Source organism: Burkholderia sp. A2, from assembly GCF_001729305.1.
Taxonomy (GTDB): domain Bacteria; phylum Pseudomonadota; class Gammaproteobacteria; order Burkholderiales; family Burkholderiaceae; genus Burkholderia; species Burkholderia sola.
The window spans coordinates 42,464-57,689 of record NZ_LZXX01000068.1 but is presented as its reverse complement, the minus strand read 5'-3'; the positions used below and the strand labels follow the sequence as shown (position 1 = coordinate 57,689).

At 61.6% G+C, this 15,226-nt stretch carries 8 protein-coding genes and 1 pseudogene; 4 read left to right on the top strand and 5 right to left on the bottom strand.

The window, feature by feature from the left end; all coding sequences use genetic code 11:
• The first annotated feature begins 39 nt into the window (after window positions 1–39).
• Genes A9Z05_RS05585 through A9Z05_RS05575 form a run of 3 tightly spaced genes read left to right on the top strand, consistent with a single transcriptional unit; the run spans window position 40 to window position 3,159 of the window.
• A complete protein-coding gene (locus A9Z05_RS05585) occupies window positions 40–1,083 on the top strand; it encodes a Rieske 2Fe-2S domain-containing protein (protein WP_069617230.1) in 1,044 nt (347 codons plus the stop codon).
• Between the two features lie 14 nt (window positions 1,084–1,097).
• Complete coding sequence (locus tag A9Z05_RS05580; protein ID WP_069617229.1) at window positions 1,098–2,180, top strand: Rieske 2Fe-2S domain-containing protein; 1,083 nt, start codon at window positions 1,098–1,100, stop codon at window positions 2,178–2,180.
• Window positions 2,173–3,159 carry a terpene synthase family protein gene (locus A9Z05_RS05575; RefSeq protein WP_141723367.1) on the top strand — a complete coding sequence of 329 codons (987 nt, stop codon included), beginning with the start codon at window positions 2,173–2,175 and terminating at the stop codon, window positions 3,157–3,159. Before A9Z05_RS05580 ends, A9Z05_RS05575 begins: the two co-directional genes overlap by 8 nt.
• On the opposite strand, the gene A9Z05_RS37595 is transcribed toward A9Z05_RS05575, so the two are convergent.
• The 3 genes from A9Z05_RS37595 to A9Z05_RS05565 all read right to left on the bottom strand — a co-directional run bounded on the left by A9Z05_RS37595 (window position 3,120) and on the right by A9Z05_RS05565 (window position 9,062).
• Entirely contained in the window at window positions 3,120–3,671 is a 552-nt protein-coding gene (locus tag A9Z05_RS37595; protein WP_256121860.1) for a hypothetical protein, read from the bottom strand. The genes A9Z05_RS05575 and A9Z05_RS37595 overlap by 40 nt on opposite strands.
• Window positions 3,672–4,397: 726 nt before the next feature.
• Window positions 4,398–6,629 (bottom strand): dockerin, encoded by a 2,232-nt coding sequence (locus A9Z05_RS05570; protein ID WP_256121859.1) that lies wholly within the window; start codon window positions 6,627–6,629, stop codon window positions 4,398–4,400.
• A 162-nt stretch (window positions 6,630–6,791) separates the two neighbouring features.
• The gene (locus tag A9Z05_RS05565) at window positions 6,792–9,062 is read right to left on the bottom strand and encodes a LamG-like jellyroll fold domain-containing protein (RefSeq protein WP_069617226.1); all 2,271 of its coding nucleotides are present in this window, start codon (window positions 9,060–9,062) and stop codon (window positions 6,792–6,794) included.
• 379 nt (window positions 9,063–9,441) lie between these two features.
• On the opposite strand from A9Z05_RS05565, the pseudogene A9Z05_RS37225 reads away from it, so the two are divergent.
• A pseudogene (locus A9Z05_RS37225) lies at window positions 9,442–9,725 on the top strand (transposase); the annotation flags it as partial.
• A gap of 190 nt (window positions 9,726–9,915) precedes the next feature.
• On the opposite strand, the gene A9Z05_RS34150 reads toward A9Z05_RS37225, so the two are convergent.
• Complete coding sequence (locus A9Z05_RS34150; protein ID WP_084044130.1) at window positions 9,916–10,890, bottom strand: N-acyl homoserine lactonase; 975 nt, start codon at window positions 10,888–10,890, stop codon at window positions 9,916–9,918.
• A gap of 574 nt (window positions 10,891–11,464) precedes the next feature.
• Window positions 11,465–14,683 carry a YadA family autotransporter adhesin gene (locus A9Z05_RS05560; protein ID WP_084044129.1) on the bottom strand — a complete coding sequence of 1,073 codons (3,219 nt, stop codon included), beginning with the start codon at window positions 14,681–14,683 and terminating at the stop codon, window positions 11,465–11,467.
• Window positions 14,684–15,226 lie beyond the last annotated feature (543 nt).

Sequence of the window (15,226 nt, the reverse complement as noted above, 5' to 3'; positions counted from 1 at the left end):
CGCGCTGCCCGGCGCAACCGTCGCATTCGGAGATGTCCCATGCGGAATCCGACCTACCCGATCTTGCCCCGACACAGCCCCGTAGTGGATGCGCGCAGCCCGCTGCCCTACCCGAACGGCTGGTTCGGCGCGTGCTTCAGCCGCGATCTCAAACCGGGCCGCGTACAGGCCGTTCCGTTCATGGGTGGCGAACTTGTCGTCTACCGCACGCAGTCCGGCGCCGCCAAAGCCATCAGCCCGTATTGTCCGCATCTGGGCGCCCATCTCGGCCATGGCGGCAAGGTCGACGGCGAACATCTCGTCTGCCCATACCACGGGCTTTCCTTTGCGCCGGGCGGACAATGCCAGCCGGATCGAGACAGCCCGCCCTTGCACGGCGGCCCCCGACTGACCGAATGGCCGCTGCGTGAAGTCAACGGCGTGGTATTCGTGTGGCACGACGCCGAACGCCGGGCGCCCACGTGGGATATACCGGAGCTCGACCTCCGGACGTTCTCCCGCGCGGACCGGAACACGTTCGACATTCCCGGATACGTGCAGGACATCGCCGAAAACGGCATCGACAGGTTGCATCTGGTGCGCGTTCACCAGTTTGCCGACGCGCAGGTCAGCGCCTTTCGCGCCGCCGGCCCCAGACTGACGTACGAGATCACGACGCACGCTTCCGGCCAGTGGCTGCATTTCCGGAACACGTACTGCGGCCTCGGATACATGATCGGCGAAATCGACGTGCCGACGCTGCGCGTGCAGTTGAAGGTGCTCAGTTGCCCGGTCCCGACCGCACCGCTCGAATGGCGCGCCCGGGTACTGAATTTCATTCACGTCGACGCGCTCGACCGGTGGCCGGCCCCGCTGCGATGCGGGCTGCAGGATACGCTGGTGCTGGCGCTAAGGGCGTGGTTCCGATACCAGATCGGCAACGACATCAAGATCTGGAATCACCGCCGCTACAACCACGAAGCCAGGCTGGTGCCCGGCGACGGACCCATCATGGCGTTTCGACGCTGGGCGGCCCAGTTCTACCCGACCCATGAATCCGTCGCCGATAGCCGTCGAAGCCTCGAGCGCGTGAACGAAACCTGAACGGGAGAGACGAGATGAACTGTCCGGCCATTCCTATCCAGCATCGTTGTGTCACGGTCGAAAAGCGCAGCGTCCAACCGTATCCGAGGGGCTGGTTTGCGGTGTGTTACAGCCACGACGTCAAGTCGGGGACGGTACGGACCTTCCCGCTCGCCGACGGTGAAATCGTGCTGTACCGGACTCGATCCGGCGTGCTCAACGCAATCAATTCGTATTGCCCGCATTTCGGCGCGCACCTCGGCCACGGCGGCAAAGTGAAGGGCGAAAACCTCGTCTGCCCCTTTCACGGTTATGCGTTCGGGCCCGATGGCGCGTGCCTGCGCCCGAAAAACGAACCCCCATCGCCGGGTCTGCGGTTGAGCAGATGGTACTTGCGTGAAACCGGCGGAATGGCGTGGGTCTGGTACGACTTCGACGGCAATCCGCCGATGTGGGAGATCCCGGCCTTCGACAGCATGGAATTCTCCCGCACCGTGTACCGCTGTACGGTCATCGCAGGACATATGCAGGATTCGGCCGAAAACGGCGCCGACATGGGCCATATGGCGCACGTTCATCACTTCCGCGCGCCCGTCATGCCGGAGGTCACGATCGATGGCCCCATTATGGTTGCCTACACGAAGACGATGTACGAGAACCGGTGGCCGTTCAACTTCCGCGCCAGTTGGTATGGCATTGGCTATCTGATCGGCGAACTCGAATTTCCCGGCATCGGACTGGAAATCCGGACGCTTGGCGCTTTCACCCAGATCGGGCCGGCCAAATGGACGCTCAGATGGAGTCATGTCGCCCGCATCGCTGCATTCGATGCCCTCCCACGCCTGCTTTGCCTGCTGCTCAACACCCTCGTCGTCAGACTCTATGAACCGTGGTTTCACATGCAGAACATGCGCGACAAGCGCATCTGGGACTACAAGACTCACCGGCCCCACCCTGCCACCACGCCCATGGATCGCTCCGTCCTCGAATATCGGAAATGGGCGGCGCAGTTTTATCCGTCGGAAATGGAGACGGTCGACAGCGTGACGACGAACAGGCCCGGCGTCCCGCGCATCGAACCCGCCCGCATGACATCCCGGAGTGCCGCCCATGAATGATCCGCGCCAGCTCACCCCAGTGCCGGACACCCTGGTGATTCCCGAGCGCTATTGCCCGCTGCTTCAGGACGTCAATCCCATGCGCGCGCGACTCGACGCGAGTATCGAAGCCTGGGTCCAAAAATTCGGGTTGGTACGGACGGAGCGCGAGTGGACCTTGTTCCATGCGGCGCAAACGGGCTTGCTGACATCGCTGTGCTATCCGCGCATGCCGTTCGAGACGCTGGAACCCGCGGGCCATCTATGCACATGGATCCTGCAATTCGACGAGTCCGGCTTCGAAGGCCCGGCCAGCCAAGGCAATTTCTCGCAAACGACGGCCAACCTCGCCCGCTTCCAAAAAATCGCCGATGCGCCACAGCAGGCCCTCGACGTTCAGGAACCGTATTGGGTGGCGTTGCAGGACATCCTGCTTCGGCTGCACAAGATCGCCACTGGCGAGCAACTCTACCGATTCGACATGGGTATCCTGCGCTGGCTGCACGGCAACGGGTGCGAACTCGGCTACCGCGTCAAGGGAACCATGCCCACGCTGCAAGATTTCCTGGTGATCCGCGGCAACACGGCCGGGTCGAGCCTGTTCGCGTCGATGATCGACATGGGCAGCGACCGACCGATTTCGAGCGCACATTGGGGCAGCCCCGCGCTGCGCGAGCTGAACCTGCTCGGCGATTTTCTGTACGGAATCGACAACGACATCGCGAGCTACTTGCGCGATGCGCAATCGCCCCGGCAACTGCGCTGGAACGTCGTGGATGTGCTGGCTCACGAATACGGTATATCCGCGGAACACGCGATCCAACGCGCCTGCGACATGCACCGCGAAAAGATGCAGCAGACGGCCGATCTCTGCAGCAGCTTGCGCCATCATCCGGACACTGGCGTCCGGGAATTCGCCACCGACTTCGAATACATGATGTCGGGGCCGTGGAAGTGGTATCAGATGATCAACCGATATCGGGTGGTCGATGAGTTCTGATTGACAGCCTCGAAGCAGAGGTCGGCACCGACGCGGAATCGGAACACTGTCACGACATCACGGACCTGCGTGCCGCGCAATAAAATCGTCACCGCACGTCGTATCGCGAACGTCGGTGTCAATTCCCCTGCGGCGCCGGCAGTGGCGGTCACGCGTTGTGCGAAATCCGAGTTTGAGCCGACAATCGTGCCATCGTGACAACTCGGGCGCGGGCCGCCATCGAGGCTCCATGACTGCCCGGACGGGGGCAGGACAAGGAGGCGTTCGTCCCACACCACGGGTTGAGGACCTGCCACGACGATTCGCGCCGCGTCAGGACGTGCCGGATTCACCCGCACGTTGAACTCTGCCCGGACGACGACGGAAGGGATGACCCGGCGCGCTGTCCTCGATTCGGTCGGCCATGCATCGGCGAGCTGCCGTGCTACCTGCAGTGCCGCCGCATCCCATTCTCTCGGCAACGTTTCTGCCGCTGCCTGGCACACACCGACAAAAGCTGCCTCAGGCGACACAGGCCTCCTTCGTGCCCAGCACGTCGAAGGGCAGCTCGGAATGGACGCCCTGTCCGATTCGACCGGCAAGCCAAAGTCCGGATTCGCCACGCGGCTCGAAGAACACTCAAAAGACAATAAAAACCGCGCCGCGAACAGATGCTCGGCCAACATCGGCGGCTCACCCGCTCGATGGCCCGTAGCCAGCCGGCGCTTCGGCACGTTCCAGCCCACCTCGACGGCACATCCCAATCATCACGATTCATTTAACTTTGAATCGTGCCCGCGCCGTGAGCCAGTACCCGCACGGCTTTCCGCTCCGGCCCCTCAAACTCGGTTCAGCGTGTCCCCACCGGAACACTAAATAGACACTAAAAAGCGGACGCGATCTGCGTGCCGCGTTACTCGCCGCCCGGGCAACACCGGTTACGTACCGCGCAGCCGACGGCCGCCGCATCCACGACACAGTCCAACGTATCGTCACATATTTTCACCGGTTAATCGACAGATGCTCGAGCGTCCGAGTACATCCAGATCGAGTCCTTGCGAAGCGATTCAGCAAGGCTGCGAGGCTGACCGGTCCAGATGTCGGATTTTCGACCCATCGTGGACTCACCGACCGCCGGCAATCCAGCGGCGGAGGCGCGATAGCTGCCACGCGCTCGCAGTCACCCGAGCAGCACCGTAGCACCCACGTTCTCCGTCCGGTTGCAAACCACAACCGGACGGTCGACAGACCGATCAACCTCAATTGCTGAAGATCAGACCGCGAGCGGCCCCATTGACGTAAATCCGGCCATATGTGTTCCAGTCGCCGGCCATCACACCGGAGTCGCCGAACTGGTGCGCGTCATCGTTGAAGCGCGCCCACGTTGCGCCGCCGTCGTCGGAATGGTAAATGCCCCAGACGCCGTTCAATGTGCCTTCCACATAGACCGCGGCCGAGTATGGCGAACCGGTCGGCGCCCGCCCCAGGGCGATCACGGTGGCACCCGGTGCGCCGTTGGCCGATGCAAAGACGCCGAGCTTCGTCCAGCTCGCGCCCGAGTCCACCGAGTGGTACACGGCCGTGCCGTCGGCCAGCCAGATGTCGCCCTCGGCATTCGGATTGACCGCCATCGACGTATCCCGCCACGAATTCCACGCGAGGTTCGCGTTCACCGAGCCCTGGCTCAGCGTGAACGTGTGGCCGCCGTCGGTCGAGACGTAGACCTTGCCGCGCTGCCAGCTCCACGATGCACCGCCGGAGTCGTAGGCATAGACCTTGTTCGGATTCTTGCGGTCTGCGGCCAGGCGGTAGGCACGGGGGAAGCCATTCCACGCGGCACTGAACGCCGGCAGGTTGGTCGCCGTCCAGCTGGCGCCATTGTTGGTCGTGTACGACGGCACCGAGTCCGGCGGTGCCCAGGTCACGTTGTTGCGCGACGGGACGACCAGATTGCCCACGTGGCTCTGGCTTGCCGCGGCGCCGTTCGGCAGCGACGCGAACGTCGCCCAGCTATTGCCGCTGTCGCCCGACCAGAAGCCCTTGGTGGCATGGCCGTTGGCATTGTCGACGCCCGCGGCGGCGATGTATGCCGGATCGGACCACGCCATATCGGCCGAATTGCCGCTGCTCCACGTGTTCAGCGGGCCTTTCGTCGGCCTCGTCGAGAGGTCCGTATTGACCCACGTGCCGATGTCGCCGGCGCTGTTGATGAAGTTGTACGACGCACCGGGCGGCGCCGTGACGAGCGCGAGCGTCACGGTTTCCTCGAGATTGTCGACCTTGGGGCTCCAGGTCGGCGTCGGTGACGACGCGTTCATGGTTTCGCAGATGCCGCCGCCGTGGACGTGCATGATGTGATCGCGATTGGCAGGATCGATGGTGACGCCCTCGACCCAGCCGGCGCAGCCGCCCGCGGCAATGCCGGTATGCGGCATGCCGGCCTCGATTTCGCGCCACGTGCTGCCGCCGTCGTCGGAGAGCTGGATGGTCTTGCTGGTGTCGCTCCAGCCGGTCATGCCCAGTGCAATGCGCGCGGACGAGCCCACACCGGCGACGGACAGGCCGCCAAAGCCGTTGCTGCTGGAGCTGTTGAGCAGCGTCCAGTTGCTGTCGTTGCTGCCGCCGAACTTGTAGAGACGGCTCGGTCCGCCGATGCCCTGGCCGACGCCCGCGTTGAACACCATGTAAAAGGTGCCGTCGGACGTGCGCACGACGTGCGGGATGTAGTAGCCGGACACCGCCGCCGGGACCGGCACCGGCGTCCACGAAAAGCCGCCGTTGGTCGACTTGTACAGGGTCGACGTCAGGCCCGCCGCGTTCGCGTAGTCCGGCGCGACGGTGGCCCACATGATCCAGGTCGGCTGGCCGCTCCCCTTGCCCGACGTATCGAAGATCACCTGTTCGACGCCGATCGGAGAATTGCCGCCGCTGATCGTGGTGGAGGACAGCCCCGCGACCTGTGCCCAGGTGCGGCCCGAATCGGCACTCTTCCACAGGCCGGCCGTGCGCGAGCCGTAGAACAGCGTCGACGGATTGTTCGGGTCCACCTGCAGGCGCTCGCCGGTGGCGCGGCCGTTGTCGTTGCCGCCGACCGGGAACGGCAGGTCGTAGTGCGTCCAGGTGTTGCCGCGATCGCTCGAGATGTAGATGCGGCCGTTGTGACCCTGCGTCACGGTAACGCCGGTCATCATGTAGACGAGCTGGTCGTTGTTCGGGTCGAGCGCGAGGCTTTCGACGCCGTGGAAGTCGCCCTCGCCTGCGCCGAAACCAACGCCGTCGGTAATCGGCGTCCACGTCGAGCTGGTCGCGTTCCAGCGGTACGCGCCGCCGACGTCGGTGCGTGCGTACAGCAGGCTCGCGTTGGCCGGATGATAGATCAGGCCGGTGACATAGCCGCCCCCGCCCCACTTGACGCTGGTCCAGCTGGCCGCCGGCAGGTTGCTGCCGCTTCCGCCGATCTGGCTGCGATTGGCGACCACATTGGCACGCAAACTGGACGCGCCTGTCGTGCCGTCGGATCCGTCGCCACAACCCCATAACGTACACGCCATCGCCGCGGCGGCAATCCATCGTTGAGAAAACACGGTCATCGGAGAAATCCTTAAAGGAAGAGGTCCATCGGAAGGCCCGCCATCGGGCGTTGCGCTGCGCAGTCAGTTCGCCATGAGCGACGCGATCTGCGCAGCGCCGAGCGCGCCGCGATAGACGCGGAAATCGTCGATCAGGCCGTTGAACGTGGCGTCGGCACTGTATTGCGATTTGCCCAGCCAGTTCTGCGCGGTACTGCCCAAACGGAACGGCGCCTGGAACATCGCCGTGTTGGTGCCGACGGGCGTGCCGTCCACATAGATCGTGCCGGTCGAACCCGACAGCGTGACGGCCACATGCACCCATCGCTTGCTCGGCAACTCGGTGGGGGCGTCGATGATCTGTTCCGGCGGGCCGTCACCGGGGCCGTTGGCCGTCATGGCAAAGCGCATGCCGGCCCACCCGTTGCGCGACTGCCCGCGCGGCGTAAACATCATGTAGCGGTGGAAGCCCGTGCCGAAGTCGAACAGGCGTGCCCACGTTTGCGAGCCGTTCCAGAACACCCAGCTGGCGATGGTGAAGTCCGACACGTCGGCCAGCAGATCGGCGGGCAACGCCACATACGCGCCCGCGCCGTTGAGCGAGACCGCGTTGCCGTTGCGCCCCGCTGCCCACGTTGCGCCGTTGAGCGTGCCATTGCGCCCGCTGCCCGAACGATCGGTGGCCGTGATGCCGCCACCTTCATCGAACGGGAGATGCGCAAGCAGCTGCTGCGTCGTGACCACTTTCACTTCGTTGGAGCGTGCCGATTCGCCCGCAATCGTTTGCGCTGTCACGACATAAAAATACGTGCCGGCACCGGCTGGCAGATCGGTGTAGGTCAGCAGATCGGTGATACCGGTTCGGATGGTGGTGTACGGTCCGCCGGCCATGGTGGCGCGCTTGACGTTGTAGCTAATGGCGTTGCTGCTGCCCCACCACGACAGCACCACCTTGCCCGCGCTGGCGTACCCAGTCAGGCCGGTCGGCGTTGCGGCAGGGGTGCCGGGGTCGCGCGTGCAGGTGAGCGTGCCGTAGCCGAGCTGGTCGAAGCCGCCACTGTTGGGGCCATAGTTGCCGCCGCCACCTTCCGGCGCCACAAGCTCGGCAGCGCGCTGGGTGTAAGGCGCCGCCAGGCCTTTGCGGTTGACGTAATGGTTGGCCACCAGTGCCCAGCAGGGCCGCCCCAGCGCGTTGCCTTGCCCGCCGGCGGCGAACTGCGTCTGGATGACGTCGGCGCTGTTCTGGTACGTGACGAAAGGCACCGTATAGAACGTGCCGTCCGCCTGCGTCAGGTTGGCCTTGGCCACGTATTCGGCGCCCGCCAGAAAGCGGTTGTTGTCGTAGCCGTACAGGTCGATGCCCTGATTCCACGCCATCTCGCAAATGGCGCCCGTCAAGGCAATGCCGAGCACACTGTGGCCCTGGTCCCGGCCGGCTTCCTGCCACTGCCCGAGGTTGCCGGGGTGCATGTAATACACGGCTTGCCGGATACAGCCGTTACTGCCGCCGGCCTTGAAATGAGTGATGGCCTCGTTGACGAGCTCGGCATCGTCGCACAGCACGCCAATGGCCAGGACGCACGCAATGTTGGCCAGGCCCCAGTTGGCCCAGTAGTGCGTGTCCATCGCGGTGTCGATACGGGTCAGGAAAGCATGGCTGACCGGGTAGAAGACATTGCGCATCATTGCCTGAAACGCGGCGAATCCGGCCGGACTCCAACCACTGTAGCCGCGCATGATTTCGGCTGCGTTGGCGAACTCGTAGCCGTAGATGCCGGCGGCGAGCGCCACGTCGCTGCCGCCGAGCGTCGTCAGTGTCGAGGCCCATTGGTCCAGATACTCCACGGCTTTGTCGGCATAGCGCTTGTCGTCCGAGACCTTCCAGCGCAGCGCGTCGCCATAGGCCGCAGCGATGTCGTGGTAGAGGGCGCCGTAGTTCTGACCATGCGTCGGATCATTGCCGCGATAGATGCCGACCTGCGGGTTCGGCTTGTTCGTCAGGCGCGTGTGACCGTTGGCGACGAGCAGGTTCCAGCTGTCGATCCACGGGGAAGCGTGCGCGCCGACCTTAGTGCGCATGCGTTCGAAATCCGCCTCGGTATGCAGCAAGCCAGGATGTACGAAGGCGCGGGTTTGGGCAGTGCCTGCCGACGTCGCGCCTGCGTCGATACCGTCCGAAGTCCGGGCCACGCCGGACGCTTGGCCGTTGTTTGCCGATGTCCGCTCGCCGTCCGCAACCGCGTTACCTCCGTCACCGCCGCATCCGGTCAGAAGCGTTGCACCGAGCCCCATCACGAAATGGCGTCGTGCAAGATTCTCGATGTCGCCGAGTGGGACGATTTCCTCGGATAGCATCGTCGATGCTGCCTTGTCTCGCATGTCCAGATCCCTTGTTTTTTAGCTATAGTCTGACAAAAAGTGTACTAACTGTTTCGTATTTGTCAGAAACAGGCAGCATTCTAGCCAGTGTGATAGGGATCCAATCAAGCGAAAAAAACAAATTCGCCAATGACACGCAATTGTCACACTGGTGATGCAGGGATCGAGGAATGCGCGAAGCGTCTGGGCACAGCCGCAGAACAAAGCGACGTTGTCACCATTTGCGAAGTGGCGATATCGCTTCGCCAGTCGACACCGGAGTGGAATCGGAAAACTGTCGCGAAATCGTATCTTTGCGTGCGACGAGATAAAGTCGTCGCCGACTGTAGTGTCACGAAGACCGGTGTCAGTTCCTCTGCAGTGTCGATATGCCAGTTGGGGGTATCGCAATCTGGCCGCCGCGTTCGGCATGACGGTCTCGATGAGCCGGCGTGCCAACGCGTGGGACAACGCGCCGATGGAGAACTTCGTTAAAGCCCTGAAGGTCGAGCGCATTTACCAAACGCGCTCGGGACCCGCGCGCAGGCGTGCCTAGACATCGTCGACTGGATCGAGGGCTATTACAATCGACAGCGCATGCACACGTCCATCGGCTACTGCACTCCCGTCGAATACGAAACCCTACGCGCTGCTCCATGACATGCTGTACGTGAAAACGAGGCAGGGTCAGTCATTGACGAATCGATAGACCATACATGGAGTTCCGTTCGCAAAGGCGCAGTTGCTGACTCGCCAGTTGCGCTGGAAAGGCTCCAAGGCGGGCCATCGCATGGTCCCCGAAGTGGACGCCAGAATCAGCGGCCCCTGACAAACCCAGAGCGGTTCAATATCACGCGGGAGGGATCGGTGGAACCAGCAGAATCGGATCAACCCGCGGATTCGCAATTTGCGGAGGCACAACCATCTGATCATTTTTGTCATAGACGAACGTAGCCTCGTCTGACCGCGATGACGGAAGTGTTATCCGGATGATGGGTACGATGCGCTTTGAGGCTTGCTGGTAATCCACTTGGTCGCCTTGGGCCCCCTTAAGTCCATTTGCGTGACCTGCAAGATAGAAAAATGCCATGATTGGCAGCTTCTCAGGGATATCTTGCTCCCATGTAGCTAAACGCAGCTCATTTTGCTCGTGCATGGATTCTTCGCCAATCAATGCCATTGCCTCAATGCTGGTTTTGAAAATAGCGGCGGTCGCTGGGGCGCCATGATGTACGTCAAAGCCACATTGGTGGGCGTGCTTATTGCCACTTGTGCTGCGATAGTGTGAAAACCATTCCGAAGCAGTTGAAATGCCTCGTGCCTGACATGGACCGCTATCAGTCGGAAATGAGTTATCCGCACCGCATCCGTTGCCCACTCGATTTTCAGTGTTGGCGTCGATTGGGAATGAGCACAGAACCTCAGGCTCGACGACATTCGGCTTTATATTATACCTATAAGGAACGAAAATTAATCCGTTACCGTACCCGTAAGCCAGCTTGCTGAACTTCGAATCTTTTCTCAGATAGGAGAATGAGACGCCTCCACTCGAAACGGAAGCAGGACTCGGGTTCCATGAGTGGTACTGAGACGAATGCATGGTCCCGCGAAGCATTACTCCGGAACAGCGAAACGCCGGGTTTGTAGCACTACCGCAATCTGGAGCCAGATTATTGTAATTGTCCGTGAGCTGTTGCGCGACCTTGTTGCCAGCGACTCCGACGAGCGCGACCGAGCCATCTTCGCCCGAGTATGCATGGGCGAGTGATATTCCAGCGAGGAAAGACACTATTATCATCAAGACAAAAAACCATTTGTGTTTCATTTTCCACTTTTCTTAAAATGGATAAAATTTATGAGACATGCCGAATTTTCATCATCGGCACTCTTGCTTTTAATATGATTGAGCGAATGAGCTCCATCATCTCGCCCGGGCGCCAATGGAATGGACGCTCCGCGACATGGATATGTCGAAATGGCAAATAATCGGAGACGGTGTCGAATAGGTGCCATGGCGCCGTTAACTTTCCCGACGACATGGGCAGCCCGATGGCGTCATTGCTTATGGGAGTGAATGATGCGTTTCCACGACTCTCGCTTGCGACGGCTTCGGCGCACGGGAACCGCCCTCGGCCTGTCATGAACCGCGCGGTGGAATTTGTGGGGGTTGCGGCGGATATCGTCCGTACTCGCAGGCGATCGATCGTTGAAGTCCCGACGCTCGTTCGGCGCCGCCGTCACTGAGAATATTTGCCCAACGTCGGCGGCTCGTCGGTGGCCTCTATCTCGTTGCTCGATGTCTGCTGGTCCTGCCGCGTACTGCCGACAGGACCAGCGCTGGCAATGAGGTAGGTCCTAAGCACCACCCGCAACGCAGCTCAAAGCGTCATTCCGGTTGCTCACCACACGAAACCAGCGCCGACACCACCCGCCACAGTTCCTCGTGTGTTCGTCGAACCGGAAGCCTTGATGATCCAGCGCCCAGCGTAGGTGGACAAACCCACCGCAAGAGCAGACTGGCCGGCGTACGTGCCGCCGCCCACTGCGACGACGCTCTTCCCAGGCGCCGGCGCTTGCGGCAGCGACGCAATGGCCACGGCTGACGCGGTGCCTCCATTTGCATCCGCACGATCGTGTTCGATCTGCGATCGCAAGCCGCCCATCGATTCGTTGAGCTGTTGGACGTTGACGGCGTCCGTCGGTGCGACACCGGCCGACACGTTGGTCAGCGTACGCGTCATGCCCGTGGCGCTGTTGCCGAACGAGACGGCATTGTCCGCGTCAGCCACGGAACCTGCACCAATTGCAACGCTGTTAGTGCCCCAAGCGGTCGCGCCCTGTCCGACCACGGTGCTGTTCTCGCCGTGAGCGGATGCAGATTGCCCGATCGCCGTGCTATTGATTGCACGTGCATCCGCCCCGGCACCGATCGCTGTCGCGCCCAGCGCTTGCTGCGCCGAATTCGCGCCGATTGCCGTGGTGTCGCCGGCATCGCTGTCAATAACGGAGCCTGAGCCGGCCCCGACGTCGCTAACGTCCCGGCGCAGATTGGCCATCGTCATGACCCGACCATCACCGCGCGGATCGCCGGCATCGGTTTCGATCTTGCTGACGCGATCGTCCATCGCGCCCATTCGGTTTTCGAAGTCGCTTTGCAGCGACGACAACTGGCCATAGTTCACCGCGTCGTATCGGCTCTTGCCGTCGGCAACGTTGGTCAGCATCACCGGCGCTGCCGACGGACCGCCCAGCGTCACCGAGCCATAGTTCGGATTGCCGTGCGAGTCGAGATCGTAGCGCAGCGCCAGCGAATCCGTGGCGCCATACGCCGCAGCCGCCTGCACCGCCTCCGATACCGTCCCGTACTGGTGACCGTGCACTTCAATCGAATGAATGGCCACGTGGCCGCTTCCATCGACCGTCGTGTCGCCGCCGATCGCGTTCGCAAGACTCGTAGCCGCGCCGTGCAACTGCGCCACGTTCACCGCGTCGGTACCCTGCGTACCCGCCGCAACGTTCACGATCTGGCGCTCGCTTCCGGCATTGCCCACTGAAACGGTATTGGCTCGACTCGCCTGGGAACCCGCCCCCAGTGCCACAGCGCCGTTCGCCCCTTTTTCCACGAAGGCTTTCGCGCCGAGCGCCATCGCGTCGGTCACGTTCCGGGCAACGCTCGCCCCCGTGCCCAGCGCAATGCCATTCGTCGCGCCCACCACGGCCTCGGCGCCATTGCCGATCGCAATCGAACTTTCGCCGATCGCGTGCACATCGTTATTGCCGATAGCGATCGCGTTCTCGCCGTTCGCCCTCGCCTGCGAACCGATTGCAAGGGCGCTGGCACCATTCGTCGTCACATGCGAGCCGATCGCCACCGAGTACGGCTGCTCGGCACCGGTTTGCGCCATATTGCCGATCGCCACGGAGTTGTCCGAGTTCGCGATGGTACGCATGCCAATGGCAATCGTGTCTGCGCCCGACGCAACTGACCCGACACCGATTGCAGCCGAGGTCGTACTCACCGGATCGCCATCGGCGATACTCGCCGCGTTCGGCAGACTACCGTCAGCGCCCTGGCCGTCGATCAGCACGAAATTCGACAAACGTTGCTCGTCGATGGCAGAGGGATTGGCAGCCAGCAAGCTGCGCCGCGATGCCAGATCGGACGAGAGCTTGTCGGTACGGCTCGACACCTTTCCGATCGCATCAGTCAGCTGATTCAAGTTGACCGCGTCGGTACCTTTCGTACCCGCCGCAAGGTTCGAAATGCGGCGCTCGCGCCCCACGTCGCCCACCGACACTTGGTTTGCTTCCAGTGCGACCGAGTTGATACCGATCGCAACCGAATTGACTCCGGTCACGCGCGAACCCGCACCCAAAGCGATCGAGCCGTTCGCTATCGCATTTGCACCGGCGCCAACCGCAACGGCATTCGTTCCCGTCGCAATCGCGTCTACACCTTGCGGCTTGATCTGGATGGCCTTCATCGCAAGGCTGACGTCAGCCAGCTCATCCCGTATCGGCTGCGTCGCAGCAGTCAATTGCCCCACATTGACCGCATCGGTATCCGCACTGCCTGCCGCGACGTTCTTCAATGTCGTGCCATGCTCGCCACGCAGCGTTATCGTGCTGCCCGCGGCATCGTCGTACGCCACCGCGTTCGGATCGATACCGCCGCCACTGTCCGCGGCTGCCGCGATCGCGTCGCCGACGTTACCGTAGGTTTTGTCACCGACGCGATACTTCGGCGCCATCACGTTACCTCTCGCGTCCACCGTCGAACCGCCCCCCAGTGCCGTCGCGACACTCTGTGACGCACGGTGCAATTGCGAACCGTTTATCGCTTCCATACTCGTCGCACTGACCGTGCCGGCCGCCACGTTCTTCAGTGTCGTGCCCTTCACGCCAAGCGTGATCGAGCGCTTGGCGGAATCGTCATAAACGACCGCATTCGGATCCGTACCGCTATCGACGGCTGCCGCAATCGCATCCGCGACGTTGTCGAAAGATTTGCTGCCCACTCGATATGTCGGCGTCGTTACGTGGCCGTTGGTGTCGATATTCACGCCAAGCACGTTTGCCACCCTCGAAAGCTGGTTGACGTTGACTGCATCACCGGCGTGCGCGCCGTTCTTGACGTTGGAGATTCTAGAACCCGATACGCTGATTCCCGCTCTGGACGACAACACAAGCCGGCTGCCGGCAATGGTCGCGCCTTCGGCATCGACGATTATCCGATTCGCCTTGAACGGGTCGTCACCATAAAACAGCCCGGCCGATCTGCTTCCCGCCCATACTCCCGACCACAAATATGTGTCGGCCCCATTTCCAGAGGTAAGATAAGAAAAATACCGGCCCGCCATCTGGGAAAAATGAGCCCCACGCACACCCCTATAATTTGAATTATCCCATCTAGCGCAATTTTCAAATAGCACGCCGCTATTTATACAATTGCTGGCCACCGGGGTTTCATATCCAATGTATGGATTATGCGCATACGCGGCAGAAGAAAACAGGACACCACACCCGCCGCCAGCGACCGTCGCGAGAAAGACGGAAACCTTATACAGCTCGCGCGCCCCCACGTGCAACACCGTGCCTGAAACAAATTTACGTCGCATACTAATCAATTCCAATAGTTACAACACAAACCGAAAACCATCAAAACAATTCGCAAGATTTTTAAAATCGGTTGCGTTGGCAGCAGAATACCGGCATCTGGAGAGCAGCCTCAATACATAGTCGGCGCGCTGTTGTAATTTCGGAAATTTCTCTAGTTCCAGAATTATCTAGCAGCGTTTCGAAACGAACACGCTTATCGTCCCGGTCGGGCGGTTACATATATCCAGTTGGCGTTGCCCCCTCCGCGCCGCGTAATGACGGATTAGATGCATAGCATCCTTGGAGCACCGAATGTCGGTGTTTCGGTGGTTGGCAACCGAGGCATCGTGGAAGATCAATGCTCACGGGCATGCACGCCGATCTCTCTTTCCAAGCGTTGTGCAACGCGCGCCCCGTGGTTTGCCGTCAGCGCCGCAGGGTGAGCGTCGACACGACAACTCCTAAAACACCCGAACGATATGGAGGAATTTATCGAACAGAAATATGGCGATTAAAAATCGCAACAAGGGTGCCGCCAGCCAATTTCCACCAACAGCATCACC